An 18,593-nucleotide genomic window follows, 5' to 3' on the forward strand; every position below is an offset into this window, starting at 1 on the left:
CTCTACTTGGTATCGAAATTGGTGGCGCTGTCCCAGTCAGGATTGAAAGGCAACCCACGCAGGCCTTCGACCCGTGCAGCATACAAATCGTAGAGAGTGCAACGAGGTCTGAGGCCTCGCAACTGAGCCATCAGCTTGTCGCATTGTGCCCATTCCTGCGCCGCATAGGCTCGCAAAAAACCCTCCCATATCACCAGTTCTTCAGCGAGTTCGGCGTGTAGCTGATCCCGGGGCGCCAGCGGCTGGTAAATCGGTACGGCCTGCGCCTTGCCCTTGACGCGAACGCGATCCATGGCCTGCCAAACAAACTGAGGGGCGAGCTGCATGGCAGATTCACTCACCACGATCGACGTGCCGTAGTGTTTGGACAACCCCTCAAGCCGCGAGCCAAGGTTGACCGCATCCCCGATGACCGTGTAGCTGCGCCGGATGTCCGAGCCCATATCGCCCACGCACATGACGCCCGTATTGAGCCCAATGCCCACTCCGATCTCAGGCAGGCCGCGCTGGCGATGATCGGCGTTGATTTGCCCAATGGCCTGCGACATTTCCAGGGCCGCAGTCACCGCCAGCTGCGCGTGGTCTGGCGTCGCCACGGGCGCACCCCAAAACGCCATGACGCAGTCGCCCATGTATTTGTCGATGGTGCCGCGGTGGCTGCGGATGATATGGGTGAGCTTGCTGAACACTTCATTCAGCAACCCTTGCAGTTGCAAAGGCTCCATCCTCTCAGACATGGCGGTGAAGCCGCGCATGTCGCAGAACATCACCGTCAGCTCCCGGTTGGTGGCCTGCATGCTGTAGTGCTCTGGCTGCTTGACCATTTCGGCCACCAGCTCTGGAGGCACATAGGCGCTGAACAGCGCTGCGAGTTCGCGCTTGGACCGGCTCTCCACAAAATAACCGTAGGCCATGTTGAGCGCGAAGGCCAGCATGGACATCACCACCGCCGTAGCCAGTGGCAACGCCAAACCTTGCGCAATGTACATCCACAGGTTCAGCCCCACTAGCGCAGAAACCACGCCGGCGCTCAGCAAGACCGCTGAAGATGCAGACAAGAGTGGCAATGCCACCGCCAAAAGTAGCCCTGCGCAGAGGAGCTGCAGCACATCGAACCCGGCGGCATAGTCGGGCCGAACGATGCTTTTGCCATCCAGGAATGCCGACAACACGTTGGCATGGGTTTCTACGCCAGGGTAGGTTCTGCCCACTGGCGTCACACGCAAATCGAGCAAGCCAGGCGCGGTGGACCCGACCAGCACCAATTGATCCTTGAGCTGGCCAGGTGGGAGCACGCCATCCAGAACGTCCGACGCTGAGATGTACCGAAAGGAGCCCCCTTTGGCATCTCCCGGTCCCCGATAAGGAATGAGGGTGGCCAGTTGCTGGTCTACAGGGAGCGCCAGAGTGCGACCGTCCTGTCGCAACACGATGCTTTGCAGCAAATCATGCGTCCCAACCGGTGTGGGATTCACAAAGCCCGGATGGATTTCTGGCAGCCCGATGGCTGTGCGGAACATGGCCAACGCCAGCGACTCGTAATACTGCCCTTGGTACTCGGCCAACAAAGGCAAGGAGCGAACGACCCCGTCCTCGTCCGTGATGGAGTTGAAGAACCCCGCTGCAGGGGCTGCGCGGGTCAGCGCCTCGATATTGCTGCTATAGCCGCGCCAGGTGGTTGCTCCCAGCGGCAGGCCCCGTAAGCGCTCCAACGGGAGCGCAGGGTCCGGCAGCATGCCTTTCGTGATGCCGTCGCGGTCTTCGCCCGACAGGTAGTAACCCAGCACCACGGGCTGCCCACGCAAGGACTGCGCAAAAAGCGCGTCATAGTCCAGCGACGGTGCCAGTCTTTTCAGTTGCTCCTGGAAGGCCGGCTGGCTGCGCAAAGGGCCTTGGGCCAGCTCTTGCAACGTAGAGAGACCTGAACTCTCGTCGGCCTCGGCAAACAGAACGTCAAATCCGACGACCGACACTTGCTGGCGCTCAAACAGTTCGCGCACCAGCGCTGCCATTTTGTCCCTGCGCCAGGGCCATTGGCCCACACGCCCCAGACTTTTCTCGTCGATATCGACAATGACGATGCGCTCGTCCAGCGTTCGAGGCATAGTCACCCGCAGGCGGGTGTCGTAGATGATGTTGTCCAGTCGTTCCAACACCTGCAGGTGGAGCACATCGGCAACATGCAGCAGTGCAAAAACCAGCGGTATCAGCGTGACTGCAATGCGCCGCCAGCGTCGGCGGAACAGGTGCGACAGGGACTGCAGCATGGGTCCGCGCGCAAGGAGAGAAGGTTCAGGTCAGCAGAGGCCCGCAGCCATGACGCGGGCCCATGCCAGAGGTCAAGTCTGTTCGAACTGCATCTCGGTGCCAGCCAGTTCCAGGCGATCGCCGTGCTTGAGAGGAACGGGCGAAGCACCAATGGCCGCACCGTTGAGCAGGGGCATTTCAGGCCCCTCCACGTGAGCCAAGACAAAACCCTGGTGCCGCTTGGTGATGGATGCCACAGCCACGCCAGGCTTGCCAATGGTGGTCACGACCTTCTGCAAGGACACCTCGCGCCCCGCTGCTGCGCCCGACATGACACGAATTACCGCTGAAATCGGAGCGGGCGCAGGGGCGGCTGGCGCGGGCCTGGCGGCGGCCACTGCAGGCGGCACCATGCCGGGCTTGAAGATCATGGTCTTTTCGAAATTCTGACCTTCGGCATCCTGCAAAAAGCGAATCTTGTACTTGCCCACCTCGACCGTGTCGCCATTGCGCAGCTCCTGGCGCTTGACGGCCTTGGCATTCACGTAGGTACCGTTCGTGCTGCCCAGATCCTCAATCTCCACATCGTGTCCCACCATGTGGAGCACCGCATGTTCGCCGCTCACCGCAAGGTTGTCGATCACGATGTCGTTGTATGGGCGCCGACCCAGCGTAGTCCGCTCCTTGGTCAGCTGCACTTCCTTGATAACAACGCCGTCGATTGAAACGATCATTCTCGGCATGATCCACTCCTGATGTGATGAATTGTTGTAGTTCGGGCCGTTCAAGAGGCCCCTAGCAATCGGGACATGAGGCCGCGCTTCTTGCCTCCTGCGGCAGCCTGCACCAGCAGCACGCTCACGTTATCACGACCACCGTTGGCATTGGCGGTGTCAATGAGCAGTGTCGCTTTTTCTTCCAAAGGCATGGGCGCCCGTACCAGCTCCGCCAGATCCGAATCGGACACCATGTCGGTGAGCCCGTCGGAGCACAGCAGGAACAGGTCATTCGGCGCCACCTGGAACTCGTTGACTTCCATCAGCACATTGGGCTCCACACCCAAGGCCCGCGTCACCAGATTGCGATTGGAAGACAGGGCCGCCTGCTGTGCCGTCAGCAGACCTGCATCGACCTGCTCCTGCAACCAGGAATGGTCGCGCGTGATTTGCTGCAAAGCACCATCGCGCAGGCGGTAGCAGCGCGAATCGCCGATATGCCCCAGGATCAGGCGGCTGCCATGGAACACCGCCACCACCAGCGTCGTACCCATACCCGCGTACTGCGGATTGGAGAGCGACGCCCCCAAAATGGCGTGGTTGGCATTCTCGACACAGATTTCCAGCGCCCGGCGCACGTCCGTGGACTGGGGACTTGCGCCCGCTTGGGCCAGCCAGCGGGCCATCTCGGTACGAATGAAGGTGGTGGCCATGCCGCTGGCCACCTCACCCGCGTTATAACCGCCCATGCCATCGGCCAGTATCGCGACCTGCGCATCGCGGTCAACGGCGACCGCGTCTTCGTTGTTGGAACGCACGCGGCCCTTATCGGTCCGCGCAGTGAATTCGTAGGTCATGGATGTGGAGGCGTGCGTCATGGGGCGCCCGAAATCGGCGGGGCTGCCGCACCCCGCACGGCGGGGGGCTCCATCACGGTTTCCTGAAAATCCGCCATTTCTTGCCCTGTTGCATCGCGGTCCGCATCATAGACGACTGCCTCAGGGCTGGATTGCGCGTCGCCCGCCAAGGCCTGCCGCAGGTCCGCCGCAAACTGCCGCCCGGTCTGATAGCGTGCCTCCGGGCGCTTTTGCAAGGACAGCGCCACCACCTTGGCCACAGCCGCTGAAAGTTCAGGACGCAGCTGCCGCACATCGGGAGCCTCCACGCTCGCAATCTTGTGCATCAGCTCGGTCATGGACGCACCCCGCAGCGGCAGCGTACCCGTCAGCAACTGGAAGAGGGTGATGCCCAGCGAATAAAGATCCGAACGCCCGTCGACCTTCTTTCCGGCCAATTGCTCCGGGGACATGAAGCTGGGCGTTCCCAGAACGAGCCCCGTGCGGGTCTTGCTCGAATCCGTGATGCGCGCAATGCCGAAGTCCGTCACCTTCACCGCGTCGGTGCCGCGGTCAAACATGATGTTGGCCGGCTTGATATCGCGGTGCACCACGTTGTGGGCATGGGCATAGTCCAGCGCATCGGCTACCCTGGCCGCAATGGAGAGCACGGTGGGGACTGGCAGCAGCCGGTCCTGGCCGCAAGCATGGGTCAGGTCCTGGCCTTTGAGGAACTCCATGGCGATGTAGGCCAAGTCATGCTCCTCGCCGGCATCAAAAATGGTGACGATGTTCGGATGCTGCAATCGCCCCGCAGTTTCGGCTTCGCGGAAAAACCGCGCGCGCGCATCAATCAAGGCATCGCCTTCAAATTCTTGTCCCAAGGCCAGCGTCTTGATGGCCACGACGCGGCCGATCTTGGGATCACGCCCCAGATACACCACCCCCATGGCACCTTTGCCAATTTCGCGGTCAATCTGGTAGCGCCCCAGCATGGGCACGCCCACGCTCGCGTCACCGGGCAGGCGGGGTGCTCCGGCGGAGGCGCTTGGCAAAGAGTCTGCAGCGCCTAACGAAGCTTGCGCCCCCCCTTGGGCCTGTGCCTTGGCACGCTTGTAGCGGCTGCGAGCGTCCTTGTAGTGTCGGTCGTGGCGCAGGATATGTTCGTATACCGCCTGCGCCTTGCCGAAGTGGCGCTTGCGTTCGAAGTCCTCCGCCAAATGGTAGAGATTGTCCAGAAGCGCGCCGCTGGCAGGCACCTTGCGCAAGCGCTCAAAGGCCATGTCCAGCTGCCCTTGGCCTTGCAGGGCCAAGCCCATCATGCGGTCGGCTTCGGCGGCTTCGGCAGAGCGCGCGGAGGTTTCGCTGCGCTGCCCTTGGTGCAAAAGTGCTACGACGGTGGTACCGGTCAGTACGGCCAGAACGGGCGACAGCAACGAAAGCCACAAACCGCCGTAACGCAAAAGAGTCCACTCCGTGGCAACACCCGCAAGCACGAGCCCAGCCCCCACAGCCACCACCAAGGGGCGCGCCAAACGGGGCGCCACCAGCACCACATAGAGCAACGCCAGCGCTAACACCAGCCAGGTGACCGGCATGGCCCAGCTTGGTTCGACCACCCCCAATCCGAGACGCATGGATGACACGGCTTGCGCAATCACCTCCACGGGATGGACGAGGCGCTCTCCCCCCCTGACTGCGGCAGCGCCCGGCGCATCTGTCATTTCGCCCACCAGCACGATCTTGCCCTTGAGGCTGCCGGCGGGAGCCGTTCCATCGAGCACACTTGCAGCTGAGAGCGTTGGGAATGTACCTGCACCGTCACCGGACACCTGCCAGCGAGGGCGCAGCATGACTCCTGCATTGGTGGGAATATTCAACCCGCCCAGGCGCAAGCCCTCCGACGCATCCAGCGCACGAAGGTCATCCAGGCCCAGGTGTAGGCTGTGTTGTACCGCCAGCAACGCCAAGGACGGCACCCCGACGCTGTCGTAGCGAAGCAGCAGAGGAATCTGGCGCACACGGCCGTCGTTGTCGGGCTCTGCATACACATGCCCCACTCCCGCAGCCACCGTTCCCAACGACGGGATGGGGTGCTGCGCGGATTGCAGCGTGGTGGCAGTCGTACCCGGGTCGGGTGCCGTGCTGCGGCGTACGTACGCGGGCAGAGGGGCTGCAGCACCCGCATTTTCATACCGCGAGGCCAGGAACACATTGCCCGCCCGCTGGATGGATGCCGTCAGACGCGCATCTCCGTCCAGTGCGGCTTCTGCCTCTCCCACCACGCGGCCCAGTTCGGCTGTCAGCGGGGTTGTTTCTGTCGAAGCTGACAGGGTGTCGCGGATTTTGCGCAGATAGGCCAGCCCCCTGTCACTCTGGGGCTGCGTGAATGCGGGGGTGTAAACAACGGTTTGGGCGCCGGCTGCGGACAGGCGATCAATCAATCGGGCATGGATGTCGCGCGACCAGGGCCACGGGCCTAGTGCAGCCAGGCTGGCATCGTCGATGCCCACAATCACCACGTCGGCCAGCGGGGCGGGTGACGCAGTGCGGATGGCTGCGTCGTAGAGCTTGTGTTCAAGCGTGAGCGATGCGCCCGTCACTGCGCACAGGCCTGCAACAGCCAATGCCACCAATCCGCCCCACAAGCCATCGGTACGCCATCCACCCATCCGCCGCGCCGAGGTTTTTCGTCCCACTTGCTGTTTTTCCACTCAGTATTGGGTGGATTTCAAGCAATAACCGCGCCCAGGCAAACACAGGCAGTCGGGACAGCAGAGACAAGGGGATGGGCGGCGAATCGCTCCCCGGGGCAGCGCCAGGTGCCGTTCTTGTCACGCAGCCTTTCCATAGGAAGTGACTGCCGTGCCATTTTTGTCACACTTTGTATCTGACGCAACGGCCGAGGCCTGCGCGCAAGCCCCGGCCGCAGCTCCAGCCGTCAAGTGGCGGAGGCGCTGTTCGACCCCTTGCGCCAGAACTTGCCGACGCCCACGACCAGCGCTGCGCCGAGTGCGGCCGCCACATAGTGCAGTGCGGGATGCGCCACCGCATAGTCGTGCAAGATGGCATCGCTGGCGATGGTTTCACCACCCACCCAACCAATCAGGGCAGCCCCCAGCACCACGATGATGGGGAAACGCTCCATGAGCTTGATCATGAGGGTGCTGCCAAAGATGACCAGCGGAATGCTGATGGCCAAGCCCAGCACCAGCAGCACCACGTTGCCCTGCGCCGCAGCCGCCACGGCGATCACGTTGTCGAGGCTCATCACCAGGTCGGCAATGAGGATGGTGCGAACGGCGGCCATCAGGCTGCCATAGGTCTTGGACTCGCCCTCTTCCTCCTCGTCGTCGCTGAGCAGCTGAAAACCAATCCACAGCAACAGGCAACCGCCCACGATCTGCAGGAACGAAAGCTCCAGCAGCTTGGCCGCCACCACCGTCAGTAAGATCCGCAGGACCACGGCAGCGCCGGAGCCCCAGAACACGGCTTTCTTTTGCTGATGGGGGGGAAGGGACCGGGCGGCCAGCGCGATGACCACTGCGTTATCGCCCGAAAGAATGATGTTGATCCAGACGATCTTCACCAGGCCGATCCAGAAATCGGCGCTTTGCAGAAACTCCATGACTGACTCCACTGTTATGAATGCAAGAAGCGCCCGGAACCGGGGTTCCGAGCGCTTCTCTTTTTGTTGGAGCCGCCAGTCTAGCGGTCTGTGCCGAGCGCCGCGTCCGTAATTGTGCTTACGGTCGCGGCGGGGCCAGGCAACTTACTTCAGCTGGGCCTTGAGCAGCTTGCCCAGTTCAGACGGGTTGCGCGTGATGACGAAGCCCGACTCTTCCATGATGGCGAGCTTGGCGTCGGCCGTGTCAGCACCGCCGGAGATCAGGGCGCCTGCGTGGCCCATGCGCTTGCCGGGAGGAGCGGTCACGCCAGCGATGAAGCCCACCACGGGCTTCTTCATGTTGGCCTTGCACCACTGGGCGGCTTCGGCTTCGTCAGGACCGCCGATTTCGCCAATCATGATCACGGCATCGGTGTCTGGATCGTCGTTGAAGGCCTTCATCACGTCGATGTGCTTGAGGCCATTGATGGGGTCGCCACCAATGCCCACGGCGCTCGACTGGCCCAGGCCGACTTCGGTCAGCATGGCCACGGCTTCGTACGTCAGCGTGCCCGAGCGGGACACCACGCCGATACGGCCCTTGCGGTGGATGTGGCCGGGCATGATGCCGATCTTGATTTCGTCAGGCGTGATCAGGCCGGGGCAGTTGGGGCCCAGCAGCAGCGTCTTCTTGCCGCCAGCAGCTTCCTTGGCCTTCATCTTGTTGCGCACCATCAGCATGTCCTTGACGGGAATGCCTTCGGTGATGCAGATGGCCAAGTCCAGGTCGGCTTCCACGGCTTCCCAGATGGCGTCCGCAGCACCTGCTGGAGGCACATAGATCACCGACACGGTAGCGCCGGTCTGCTGGGCAGCTTCCTTGACGGAGGCATAGATCGGGATGTTGAAGATGGACTCGCCAGCCTTCTTGGGGTTCACGCCTGCCACGAAGGCATTCTTGCCGTTCGCGTATTCCTGGCACTTCTCGGTGTGGAACTGGCCCGTCTTGCCCGTGATGCCCTGGGTGATGACCTTGGTGTCTTTGTTGATGTAGATCGACATGTGTGTTCTCCGGGCTTACTTGACGGCAGCAACGATCTTGGTCGCAGCTTCGGCCATGGTGTCTGCAGCGATGATGGGCAGGCCGGACTCGGCCAGCATCTTCTTGCCCAGCTCTTCGTTCGTACCCTTCATGCGCACGACCAGCGGCACGTTCAGGTTCACGGCCTTGCAGGCGGTGATCACGCCGGTGGCGATGGTGTCGCACTTCATGATGCCGCCGAAGATGTTGACCAGAATGCCCTTGACCTTGGGGTTTTTGAGCATGATCTTGAAGGCTTCGGTCACCTTCTCGGGGGTGGCGCCGCCGCCCACGTCCAGGAAGTTGGCGGGCTCGCCGCCGAACAGCTTGATGGTGTCCATGGTGGCCATGGCCAGGCCAGCGCCGTTCACCAGGCAGCCGATGTTGCCGTCCAGGCTGATGTAGGCCAGGTCGAACTTGGAGGCTTCCACTTCGGCGGGATCTTCTTCGTCCAGATCGCGGAAGGCGACGATTTCGGGGTGGCGGAACAGGGCGTTGGCGTCAAAGTTGAACTTCGCGTCCAGGGCCATCAGGTTGCCCTTGGAGTCGCAGTTCAGCGGGTTGATTTCCACCAGCGACGCATCGGTGTCCATGTAGCACTTGTAGATCTTGGCGAAGATGTCCACAGCCTGATCGATGGAAGCGCCGGTCAGGCCGATGGCGGCTGCCACCTTGCGGCTCTGCGCTTCGGTGATGCCGGTCAGCGGGTCGATCATCTCGGTGACGATCTTCTCGGGCGTGGAGTGGGCCACTTCCTCAATGTCCATGCCGCCTTCGCTCGAAGCGATCAGGGCGACCTTCTGCGTGGCGCGGTCGGTGACCAGCGAAACGTACAGTTCGTTCTTGATGTCGGCGCCGTCTTCGATGTACAGGCGGCGGACCTTCTGGCCTTCAGGGCCGGTCTGGTGCGTGACCAGTTGCATGCCCAGGATTTCGCTGGCGCGAGCCTTCACGTCGTCAATGGTCTTGGCAACCTTCACGCCGCCGCCCTTGCCACGGCCACCGGCGTGGATCTGGGCCTTGACCACCCACACGGGGCCGCCGAGCTTCTGGGCTGCTTCCACGGCTTCTTGCACCGTGAATGCGGGAATGCCACGCGGAACGGGCACACCAAAATTGCGCAAGATTTCCTTGCCTTGGTATTCGTGAATCTTCATGAGGTCTCTCTCAGGGAAGGGTGGTAGTTACCCGTTTACCATGAACAGTTGTCTGGCCGCGGGCTTGGGACATGGCAACCCGCGACTGTATCATGCTGCAACGCACCATCCTTGTGCCTGGCTTACATCCAGGGTTGGCGTCGCAGCCTTTCCCATTCCTTTTGCCGGCAGACGCTGCCGTCCTTTTTTGCAGGAGCACCTCCATGTCCAAAGTCTTTATTGATGGCGAAGCCGGCACCACAGGCCTGCAGATCCGCGAGCGTCTGCAGGCCATGCCGCAGATCGAGCTGGTCAGCATTGCGCCCGAGCTGCGCAAAGATCCTGCCGCCAAGCGCGACCTGATCGCGGGGGTGGATCTGGTGGTGCTGTGCCTGCACGACGACGCCGCGCGCGACACCGTGGCCATGGTGGACGAGATCGAGCGCAGTTCGGGCCGCAAAGTCAAGGTCATCGATGCCAGCACCGCGCACCGCACGGCCGATGGCTGGGTGTACGGGTTTCCAGAACTCGCCGCATCGCAGGCACAGGCAGTGCGCGAAGCCAGCCGCGTCTCCAACCCCGGCTGCTACGCCACGGGGGCCATTGCCATCTTGCGCCCGCTGGTCGATGCGGGCCTGATCCCTGCGGACTACCCCTTGAGCCTGCCCTCGGTGTCGGGCTACTCCGGCGGTGGCCGCACGATGATCGAAGCGTACGAGGCAGGTACGGCAGCACCTTATGAAGCGTATGCACTGGGCCTGTCGCACAAGCACATCCCAGAGATCCTGCGCTACACCGGGCTCACGCGCCGCCCGGTGTTCATCCCCGCCGTGGGCAACTTCCGCCAGGGCATGCTGGTGCAGTTGCCGCTACACCTGGACCTGCTGCCCGGCGCCCCCAAGGCCAGCGACCTGCACGACGCGCTGGCTGCCCACTACAGCCGCACCAACACGCCCGAACAATGGGTGAGCGTGCTGCCGCCCACCGGCGATTTGAAGCTGGCGGCCGACACGCTGACCGACACCAACAAGCTGGAACTGCGCGTGTTTGCCAACGAGCAATACCGGCAAGCCGTGGTCATTGCGCGCCTGGACAACCTGGGCAAGGGCGCCAGCGGTGCCGCCGTGCAGAACCTGCAGTTGATGCTGGGCGTGTAACCATACCCCAGCGCTTCAGAAGGGGGCGAAAGCCCTGCTTGTGAGCAGTGCGCTCACCCCTCGTCGGAATCGTCGGCGCCCTGCACGGCGCGCCGCACCACATCGCCTGAGAACCCCCGCGTCAGCAAGAAGCGCATCTGTTTGGCGCGGGTTTGTGGGTCTGCGGCGGGCTCGCCAAACTTGCGGCGCCACACCTCGCGGGCACGCTCCAGTTCGCTGCCCTGCAGCTGGGCCACGGCCTGCTGCACGGCCTCTGCGCCCAGCCCTTTGGATTGCAGCTCTTGCCGGATGCGCGATGCACCCAGGCGACCGGCGCGCCGGTTCAGCACCGACTCCACGACCCGCGCCTCGCTGATGAAGTCCCGGGCCTGCAGGTCGTCCAGCACGGCCTCCAGGTCTTCGCCCTCTTGCACATGGGGGCTGAGCTTGCGCTGCAGCTCGGCCCGCGAATGTTCGCGCTGGCTCAGCAGCCGCAGTGCACGGCCTTTGAGCGAGAGCGCAATGAATCCCATGGCTGACCAAACGCTATATTTTCAATAGCTGCAGGCGCATATGGAATGTGCGCCTGCAGGCCATTTGGCTTCAAAAACCGTCAATCACTCGTCGGCAGCCGCTGCTGGAGCCTGCAGTGCGCCAGGCAGCAGCGCAATGCCCAGCCCTTCGCGCACCTTGTTCTCGATCTCGCGGGCCAGGTCGGGGTTTTCACGCAAAAACTCGCGGGCGTTGTCACGGCCCTGACCGATCTTCTCGCCGTTGTAGGCGTACCAGGCGCCGCTCTTTTCGATGACCTTGGCGTTCACGCCCATGTCGATGATCTCGCCTTCGCGGCTGATGCCTTCGCCAAACAGGATGTCGAACTCGGCCGTCTTGAAGGGCGGGCTCACCTTGTTCTTGACCACCTTGACCTTGGTCTCGTTGCCGATGGCTTCGTCGCCCTTCTTGATGGTGCCGGTGCGGCGGATATCCAGGCGCACCGAGGCATAGAACTTCAGCGCATTGCCGCCGGTCGTCGTTTCGGGCGAGCCGAACATCACGCCGATCTTCATGCGGATCTGGTTGATGAAGATGACCATGCAGTTGGTCTTCTTGATCGTGGCGGTGAGTTTGCGCAGCGCCTGGCTCATCAGGCGGGCCTGCAGGCCGGGCAGGGCATCGCCCATTTCGCCTTCGATTTCGGCCTTGGGCGTGAGTGCGGCCACCGAGTCCACGATGATCAGGTCCACGGCCCCGGAACGAACGAGGCTATCCACGATTTCCAGGGCTTGTTCGCCGGTGTCGGGCTGGCTGATGAGCAGGTCGGACAGCTGCACGCCCAGCTTCTGGGCGTATTGCACGTCGAGGGCGTGCTCGGCATCGACAAACGCGCAGGTGCCGCCTTGCTTTTGCATCTCGGCCACCACCTGCAGCGTGAGCGTGGTCTTGCCCGACGATTCCGGGCCGTAGATCTCGACCACACGGCCGCGGGGCAGGCCGCCCACGCCCAGGGCAATGTCCAGGCCCAAGGAGCCGGTGGAGACCACCTGGATGTCCTCGATCACCTCGCCTTCACCCAGGCGCATGATCGTGCCCTTGCCAAATTGCTTCTCGATCTGGGCGAGCGCGGCGGCCAGGGCCTTGGCCTTTTCGGTGTTCACTGGCAATGCGGGGTTGGTGCCTTTGACTGCGACGTCCATGAGAAACTCCTTGAAAACAACAGGTTGGATGCTTGCATCGCTCTGCGGTTAATCACAGGCTGGATGCTTGAACAGTAGTTTATGCGAGCAATGAAATCCAGATAAAGCGATTTTTAGTCAGTTTGCCTGACAATATCGCATGGCCGATTTTTCTCCTGCCACCGTCTCCGCCACGCCCACCCCGGGAGCGGACGACCGCTGGCGCCAAACCCACCTAGGCCGCCTGATGGGCAGTGCATTGCGCCGCTTCGACGCGCGGGTGCTGCAGCTGATGGCGCGCAACGTGGAGGTGCCTCTAGCCTTGTCCAACCTCGCGGCGCGCGACCAGGTGACGGCCGCCCATGTGCACATCACGCGCCACCTGGCCTTGCAGGGCGACCGGCTGACCGACCTGGCCCAGCGCGCGGGCATGACCAAGCAGGCCATGGCCAACCTGGTGGACCAGTGCGAGGCCTGGGGGCTGGTCACACGGCAGGTAGACCCGCTGGATGCGCGGGCGCGCCGCGTGTGCTTCACGCCCACCGGCCTGGCGTGGCTGCAAGCGTTCCGGGATGCAGTGGCGCAGGCCGAGGCAGAGTTCCGCGCCGAGGTGGGCCAAGACGTAGCCACTGTGGTGGCGATCGGGCTGGAAGCCTATGCGGGCGGAGATACGGGTGTCTGAGCCCCCACCGGCTCGGCGCACGCCAGCAACCATTCCTTGAAGCACTGCAGCGCGTGCAGTTGCGTGCGGCCTTCGGGGTAGCAGAACCAGTAGCCCACATCGCTGCGGTAGCCGCCGCGCAGGTCGGCATCGGGCAGGGGCTCGCGCACCAGGCCCGCTGTGATTTCGTCCTGCACCAGGCAACGCGGCACCAGCGCCAGGCCCATGCCCGCCATCACGGCGCGGATCATGGTCTGGAACTGGTCGAACTGCGGCCCGGCCAGCGGGTCGATGAGGCCCTCCACCCCGTGTGTCTCGCTCCAGCGCAGCCACGCCTCAGGCACGGTCACGTGGCGCAGCAGGGTGTAGCGGGCCACATCGCGCGGGGTGTGGATGGGCCAGTCGGCCACCTTGGTGCGGGGGGCAATCAGCGCCACCTCGTTGCCAGTGATGTGGTGGGCGTGCGCGCCGGGCCAGTGGCCGTCGCCGAACAGAATGGCGCAGTCCAGCTCGGGCCGGGTGAAGTCGTAGCTGTGCACATAGGGCACAAAGTGCAGCGTGATTTGCGGATGCTGCTGCTGGAACTGGGGCAGGCGCGGGATGAGCCACTTGGCGGCAAACGTGGGCAGGCTGGACAGGTGCAGCGCGCCGCCGCCGTCATCGCTGGTGATCAGCTCCAGTGTGGCCGCCTCCAGCTGCGCCAGCACGCCGCGCACGGCCTTCTCGTAGCGCTCGCCCGCGGGGGTCAGCGCCAGGCGCTTGCGGCTGCGCTCGAACAACGGTACGCCCACCCAGCCCTCCAGTTCCTTGACCTGCTTGCTGACCGCGCTTTGGGTGAGGTGCAGGGCGTCGGCCGCGCGGGAGACGCTGCCAAACCGCGTGACCATAGAGAACGCGCGCAACAGGTGCAAAGGGGGCGACAACCGGCGGAGGGAGGACATGGGCTCAGCGCTTGAACATTCCAGTATGGAATGTTATCAGGCCCAACCATTGCTTGTTGATTGGGAGCAGCCTCCGTAACCTTGAGTCTCCCCAATAGGAGAATCCTCCATGCAACGCCGTCATATGCTCTCAGCGCTGGCCGCTGTATCTTTCGTTCCTGGAATATCCTTGGCGCAAGAGGGCAAGCCCCTGCGCATCATCGTGCCCTTCCCCCCGGGCGGAGCGACCGACATCACGGCCCGCAGCCTGCAAGAGCCGCTGGCGCGCATCCTCAAGCAGCCCGTGGTGCTGGAGAACCGGGGCGGCGCAGGCGGCTCCATCGGCATGGCCGAAGTAGCGCGGGCTCCCGCAGACGGCCTGACCCTGGGGGTGGCCACGCTGTCCACCCATGGGGTGAACCCCGCCGTCTACAGCAAGCTGCCGTACGACCCCACCAAGGACTTTGTGGGCGTGACCGAAATCGTCAAGGCGCCTGGCGTGATCGTGGTGAATCCGACGGTACTGCCCGTCAAAGACCTCGCCGAGCTGGTGAAATACCTCAAGGCCAACCCCGGCAAGGTGTCGTACGCCACCCCCGGCAACGGCACCATCGGCCACATGTGGGGCGAGCTGTTCAAGCGCGCATCGGGCACCTCCATGGTCCACATCGCCTACCGCGGCGCGGGCCCGGCCATCAACGATGTGCTGGCGGGCCAGGTAGGGGTGTACTTTGACCAGGTGGCCTCATCGCTGCCGTACATCAAGGCGGGCAAGCTCAGGGCGCTGGCCGTTTCCTGGCCCGTGCGGCTGGACGTGCTGCCCGACGTGCCCACCTACGCCGCGCTGGGCTACAAGCAGGCCAACGAACCCTCGTGGTTTGGCATGGTCGCCCCCACGGGCACACCCACCGCCGTGGTGGAACGCATCCAGCAGGCCGTGGCCCAGGCCCTGAAGGAACCCACCGTGCGGGAGCGCCTCGCGGGGCAGGGCCTGTACCCATCGGGCACAACGTCCAAAGAGTTCACCGCGCAGATCGCCCACGAGATCGAGAAAATGAAGGGCGTTGCCGCCTACGCCAAGGTGGTGCTCGACTGACCTGATTCCCCCCCGGGCCCTGGGCCCGGGGACGGCCACAGCCGGGATGACGAAACGACGCGGATGCCCCTCAGGGATAACCATAGTCACATCCCGGTCTGGGCGGCTAGGCCAGCCGCCCTCCTTTGCGCACACTCTGCCTATGCATGCAGCCTTGAAACTGATCCACCACCGCTTCCAGCAGGCCCAGCCCGGCGTCACCGGCTCGCCGGGGCTTGCCACACAACCCTCCAGCACCGCCACCGTCACTGCGGTGCCCGGCAGCACACCACTGGTCCTCGACTCCCCCCACAGCGGCACCCGGTACCCCGACGACTTTGGTTCCGCCCTAGACCTGGCCACGCTGCGCCGGGCCGAAGACACCCACGTCGAAAAGATCTACGACTTTGCCCCCGCGCTCGGCGTGGCCTGGGTCGAGGCCCACTTCCCCCGCATCTACCTGGACGCCAACCGCGATACGACCGAGCTGGACACCAGCCTGCTGGACGGCGACTGGCCCGACCCCATCTCCACCGATCCCAAGGTGCTCAGCAAGGTGCGCCTGGGCAAGGGGCTGATCTGGAAGTTCACCGACCAGGGCGAACCCATCTACCAGCGCCAGCTCACTGTGGTCGAGGTGCGTGCGCGCATCGACCGCTGCTGGCGCCCGTACCACGCCGCCGTGGCACAAGCCATCGATGCCGCCCACGCGCGCCATGGCTACAGCATCCACCTCAACTGCCACTCCATGCCCGCCGTGGCCGGGCGCTTTGCCACCGAGTTTCCAGGGCTGGAGCATGCGGACTTTGTGATCGGCGACCGCGACGGCACCACGGCCAGCCCGGCGCTGTCGGCGCTGATCTGCGAGCACCTGCGCGCGTGCGGCTACAGCGTCGAATACAACCACCCCTACAAGGGCGTGGAACTGGTGCGCCGCTACGGCCACCCCGCGCAGCAGCGCCACAGCATCCAGGTCGAGATCAACCGCAAGCTCTACATGGACGAGCAGACGCTCGCCCAGCACCCCGAGGGCATGGCCCGCCTGCAGGCCGACCTGCAAGCCCTGGTACACAAGCTGCTGGCGCACGACCCGCGCTGACAGCCCCGGGCCTGGGCGCTGCGCGCGCAAAGGGCGCCGTTTTCTCGGCGCAGCGGGGCGCGGCGCCGCCTAAAATCGACGCACAGGCGCGGCGCCAGACCGCTGCCACCCACCAGGAGACACCCGCATGCGCATCCTCATTGCCGAAGACGACCAGGTGCTGGCCGATGGCCTGCTGCGCACGCTGCGTGCCTCGGGCGCCGTGGTGGACCATGTCGCCAGCGGCAGCGAGGCCGACGCGGCGCTCATGACCAACAACGAGTTCGACCTGCTCATCCTGGACTTGGGCCTGCCCAAGATGCATGGGCTGGAAGTGCTGAAAAAGCTGCGCGGCCGGGGCTCTGCCCTGCCGGTGCTGATCCTCACCGCCGCCGACAGCGTGGAAGAGCGCGTGAAGGGGCTGGACTTTGGCGCCGACGACTACATGGCCAAGCCCTTCAGCCTGCAGGAGCTGGAAGCCCGCGTGCGCGCCCTCACGCGCCGGGGCATGGGCGGCACCAGCAGCGCCATCAAGCACGGCCCGCTGGTGTACGACCAGGCCGGCCGCGTGGCCACCATCGACGGCAAGATGATCGAACTTTCCGCCCGCGAGCTGGGCCTGCTGGAAGTACTGCTGCAGCGCGCCGGCCGCCTGGTGAGCAAGGAGCAGCTGGTGGAGCGCCTGTGCGAGTGGGGCGAAGAGGTGAGCAACAACGCCATCGAGGTCTACATCCACCGCCTGCGCAAGAAGATCGAGGGCGGGCCCATCCGCATCGCCACCGTGCGCGGCCTGGGCTACTGCCTTGAGAAGATCCCCAGTTAACTATCAAAACGATAGCTGCTCGCGCATATGAATCCAGCGCTATCGGGTGTTTTGGCTTCTAAACTGCCTCGGCGGGCGCTGTGAAGATCTTCCAGCGCGAGCAGCGCTCCCTGTTCGGCGAAATCCTCGACTGGATGCTCACGCCGCTGCTGCTGCTGTGGCCGGTGAGCCTGGCGCTGACCTGGCTGGTGGCCCAGGGCCTGGCCAACAAGCCGTTTGACCGGGCGCTGGAATACAACGCCCACGCACTCGCGCAGCTGGTGAGCGTGGTGGGCGACAAGGCCCAGTTCAACCTGCCCCAGCCCGCCAGCGAGATCCTGCGGGCCGACGACTCCGACATCGTGTACTACCAGGTCATCGGCCCGGGCGGCGAGTTCCTCTCGGGCGAGCGCGAGCTGCCCGAGCCCCCGAGCGACGAGGTGCCCCTGTCGGGCGAGGTGCGGCTGCGCGATGCCGAGATGCGCGGCATTGACATCCGCGTGGCCTATATCTGGGTGCGCCTGCCGCTCAAGGACACGCCGGTGGCGCTGGTCCAGGTGGCCGAGACGCGCGAAAAGCGCAGCGTGCTGGCCACCGAAATCATCAAGGGCGTGATGCTGCCGCAGTTCGTCATCCTGCCGCTGGCGGTGCTGCTGGTGTGGCTGGCGCTGGCGCGCGGCATCCAGCCGCTCAACCAGCTGGAGCAGCGCATCCGCGCGCGCAACCCCGACGACCTCTCGCCCCTGGACGACCGCACCGTGCCCCTCGAAGTGGCGCCGCTGGTGTCGTCCGTGAACGACTTGCTCACGCGCCTGAACGATTCGCTGGCCACCCAAAAGCGCTTTCTGGCCGACGCCGCCCACCAGCTCAAGACCCCGCTGGCGGGCCTGCGCATGCAGGCCGACCTGGCCCAGCGCGAAGGCACCAGCACGGAAGAGCTCAAGCGCTCGCTGCAGCAGATCGGCCGCTCCAGCATCCGCGCCACACACACCGTCAACCAGCTGCTGGCGCTGGCGCGCGCCGAAGGCAGCGGCGTGGGCATTGCCCGCCAGCCCTGCGACCTGGCACGCCTGGTGATCGAGGTGGTGCGCGACTCGGTGCCCCGCGCGCTCGACAAGCACATCGACCTGGGCTACGACGGCGCTGAACCGGGATCGCCGGGCGTGCTGATCGACGGCAACCCCACGCTGCTCAAGGAGCTGGTGCGCAACCTGGTGGACAACGCCATCAACTACACCCCCTCCACGCCGGACAAACCCGGCGTGGTCACCGCCCGCGTGCTGGCCGACACCTTCGGCCATGTGCTGCTGCTGCAGGTCGAAGACTCCGGCCCCGGCGTGCCCGAGGCCGAGCGCGAGCTGGTGTTCCAGCCGTTCTACCGCGCCCTGGGCAGCGAGGCCGATGGCTCCGGGCTGGGCCTGCCCATCGTGCTGGAGATTGCCAGCAAGCACGATGCCGAGGTCACGCTCGAAGACGCGCGCCCTGGCCAGACCCCGCCCGGCGCGCGCTTCAGCGTGCGGTTTGCGGCGCGGGACGTGGTGGCGGGCAGCTGACCCTGTGGCAGAAGACAAGGCCGGCACGCCGCAGGGTTGATGCGCCGGCAGCCCGCCACAGCACCGGGCATC

Annotated in this window: 16 protein-coding genes; 6 read left to right on the top strand and 10 right to left on the bottom strand. The window is 64.4% G+C overall.

All coding sequences use genetic code 11. The features are described 5' to 3' along the window. Positions 1–2: 2 nt before the first annotated feature. From C380_RS23240 to sucC, 7 genes are all read right to left on the bottom strand, one after another. Positions 3–2,267: a CHASE2 domain-containing protein gene (locus tag C380_RS23240; RefSeq protein ID WP_015016289.1), complete on the bottom strand. Its 2,265-nt coding sequence runs from the start codon at positions 2,265–2,267 to the stop codon at positions 3–5. A 72-nt stretch (positions 2,268–2,339) separates the two neighbouring features. Then, entirely contained in the window at positions 2,340–2,990 is a 651-nt protein-coding gene (locus C380_RS23245) for an FHA domain-containing protein (protein WP_015016290.1), read from the bottom strand. A gap of 41 nt (positions 2,991–3,031) precedes the next feature. Further along, positions 3,032–3,820, bottom strand: coding sequence for a Stp1/IreP family PP2C-type Ser/Thr phosphatase (locus tag C380_RS23250; protein WP_015016291.1), 789 nt, complete (start codon positions 3,818–3,820; stop codon positions 3,032–3,034). A gap of 17 nt (positions 3,821–3,837) precedes the next feature. After that, positions 3,838–6,471, bottom strand: coding sequence for a CHASE2 domain-containing serine/threonine-protein kinase (locus C380_RS23255; protein ID WP_043565803.1), 2,634 nt, complete (start codon positions 6,469–6,471; stop codon positions 3,838–3,840). Between the two features lie 269 nt (positions 6,472–6,740). Then, a complete protein-coding gene (locus C380_RS23260) occupies positions 6,741–7,427 on the bottom strand; it encodes a TerC family protein (protein ID WP_015016293.1) in 687 nt (228 codons plus the stop codon). Between the two features lie 144 nt (positions 7,428–7,571). Then, complete coding sequence (sucD, locus tag C380_RS23265; RefSeq protein WP_015016294.1) at positions 7,572–8,468, bottom strand: succinate--CoA ligase subunit alpha; 897 nt, start codon at positions 8,466–8,468, stop codon at positions 7,572–7,574. 15 nt (positions 8,469–8,483) lie between these two features. After that, positions 8,484–9,644, bottom strand: coding sequence for an ADP-forming succinate--CoA ligase subunit beta (gene sucC / locus C380_RS23270; RefSeq protein ID WP_015016295.1), 1,161 nt, complete (start codon positions 9,642–9,644; stop codon positions 8,484–8,486). A 203-nt stretch (positions 9,645–9,847) separates the two neighbouring features. On the opposite strand from sucC, the gene argC reads away from it, so the two are divergent. Further along, positions 9,848–10,780 (top strand): N-acetyl-gamma-glutamyl-phosphate reductase, encoded by a 933-nt coding sequence (gene argC / locus C380_RS23275; protein ID WP_015016296.1) that lies wholly within the window; start codon positions 9,848–9,850, stop codon positions 10,778–10,780. 53 nt (positions 10,781–10,833) lie between these two features. Here the strand turns inward: argC and recX are convergent, their stop codons facing one another. Both recX and recA read right to left on the bottom strand, forming a co-directional pair. Further along, positions 10,834–11,292, bottom strand: a complete 459-nt coding sequence (gene recX / locus C380_RS23280; RefSeq protein WP_015016297.1) for a recombination regulator RecX — start codon at positions 11,290–11,292, stop codon at positions 10,834–10,836. An 84-nt stretch (positions 11,293–11,376) separates the two neighbouring features. After that, positions 11,377–12,453 (bottom strand): recombinase RecA, encoded by a 1,077-nt coding sequence (gene recA, locus C380_RS23285; RefSeq protein WP_015016298.1) that lies wholly within the window; start codon positions 12,451–12,453, stop codon positions 11,377–11,379. 139 nt (positions 12,454–12,592) lie between these two features. On the opposite strand from recA, the gene C380_RS23290 reads away from it, so the two are divergent. Then, positions 12,593–13,114 carry a MarR family winged helix-turn-helix transcriptional regulator gene (locus C380_RS23290; protein ID WP_015016299.1) on the top strand — a complete coding sequence of 174 codons (522 nt, stop codon included), beginning with the start codon at positions 12,593–12,595 and terminating at the stop codon, positions 13,112–13,114. Here the strand turns inward: C380_RS23290 and C380_RS23295 are convergent. Next, positions 13,087–14,034 (bottom strand): LysR substrate-binding domain-containing protein, encoded by a 948-nt coding sequence (locus C380_RS23295; protein ID WP_043565806.1) that lies wholly within the window; start codon positions 14,032–14,034, stop codon positions 13,087–13,089. The two genes, C380_RS23290 and C380_RS23295, sit on opposite strands and share 28 nt — an antisense overlap. A 109-nt stretch (positions 14,035–14,143) precedes the next feature. Between C380_RS23295 and C380_RS23300 the strand changes: the two genes are divergently transcribed. From C380_RS23300 to C380_RS23315, 4 genes are all read left to right on the top strand, one after another. Then, a complete protein-coding gene (locus tag C380_RS23300) occupies positions 14,144–15,109 on the top strand; it encodes a tripartite tricarboxylate transporter substrate binding protein (RefSeq protein WP_015016301.1) in 966 nt (321 codons plus the stop codon). A 142-nt stretch (positions 15,110–15,251) separates the two neighbouring features. Continuing rightward, positions 15,252–16,187: an N-formylglutamate amidohydrolase gene (locus C380_RS23305; RefSeq protein WP_015016302.1), complete on the top strand. Its 936-nt coding sequence runs from the start codon at positions 15,252–15,254 to the stop codon at positions 16,185–16,187. Between the two features lie 127 nt (positions 16,188–16,314). Continuing rightward, complete coding sequence (locus C380_RS23310) at positions 16,315–16,989, top strand: response regulator transcription factor (RefSeq protein WP_015016303.1); 675 nt, start codon at positions 16,315–16,317, stop codon at positions 16,987–16,989. An 80-nt stretch (positions 16,990–17,069) separates the two neighbouring features. Next, positions 17,070–18,521 carry a sensor histidine kinase gene (locus C380_RS23315; protein WP_015016304.1) on the top strand — a complete coding sequence of 484 codons (1,452 nt, stop codon included), beginning with the start codon at positions 17,070–17,072 and terminating at the stop codon, positions 18,519–18,521. Positions 18,522–18,593 lie beyond the last annotated feature (72 nt).

It is taken from the genome of Acidovorax sp. KKS102, assembly GCF_000302535.1.
GTDB lineage: Bacteria > Pseudomonadota > Gammaproteobacteria > Burkholderiales > Burkholderiaceae_C > Acidovorax.

Bases quoted from the DNA above. Each gene is read 5' to 3' on its own strand.
- C380_RS23240 (WP_015016289.1), bottom strand. From the start codon at position 2,267: ATGCTGCAGTCCCTGTCGCACCTGTTCCGCCGACGCTGGCGGCGCATT.
- C380_RS23245 (WP_015016290.1), bottom strand. From the start codon at position 2,990: ATGCCGAGAATGATCGTTTCAATCGACGGCGTTGTTATCAAGGAAGTG.
- C380_RS23250 (WP_015016291.1), bottom strand. From the start codon at position 3,820: ATGACCTACGAATTCACTGCGCGGACCGATAAGGGCCGCGTGCGTTCC.
- C380_RS23255 (WP_043565803.1), bottom strand. From the start codon at position 6,471: ATGGGTGGATGGCGTACCGATGGCTTGTGGGGCGGATTGGTGGCATTG.
- C380_RS23260 (WP_015016293.1), bottom strand. From the start codon at position 7,427: ATGGAGTTTCTGCAAAGCGCCGATTTCTGGATCGGCCTGGTGAAGATC.
- sucD (WP_015016294.1), bottom strand. From the start codon at position 8,468: ATGTCGATCTACATCAACAAAGACACCAAGGTCATCACCCAGGGCATC.
- sucC (WP_015016295.1), bottom strand. From the start codon at position 9,644: ATGAAGATTCACGAATACCAAGGCAAGGAAATCTTGCGCAATTTTGGT.
- argC (WP_015016296.1), top strand. From the start codon at position 9,848: ATGTCCAAAGTCTTTATTGATGGCGAAGCCGGCACCACAGGCCTGCAG.
- recX (WP_015016297.1), bottom strand. From the start codon at position 11,292: ATGGGATTCATTGCGCTCTCGCTCAAAGGCCGTGCACTGCGGCTGCTG.
- recA (WP_015016298.1), bottom strand. From the start codon at position 12,453: ATGGACGTCGCAGTCAAAGGCACCAACCCCGCATTGCCAGTGAACACC.
- C380_RS23290 (WP_015016299.1), top strand. From the start codon at position 12,593: ATGGCCGATTTTTCTCCTGCCACCGTCTCCGCCACGCCCACCCCGGGA.
- C380_RS23295 (WP_043565806.1), bottom strand. From the start codon at position 14,034: ATGTCCTCCCTCCGCCGGTTGTCGCCCCCTTTGCACCTGTTGCGCGCG.
- C380_RS23300 (WP_015016301.1), top strand. From the start codon at position 14,144: ATGCAACGCCGTCATATGCTCTCAGCGCTGGCCGCTGTATCTTTCGTT.
- C380_RS23305 (WP_015016302.1), top strand. From the start codon at position 15,252: ATGCATGCAGCCTTGAAACTGATCCACCACCGCTTCCAGCAGGCCCAG.
- C380_RS23310 (WP_015016303.1), top strand. From the start codon at position 16,315: ATGCGCATCCTCATTGCCGAAGACGACCAGGTGCTGGCCGATGGCCTG.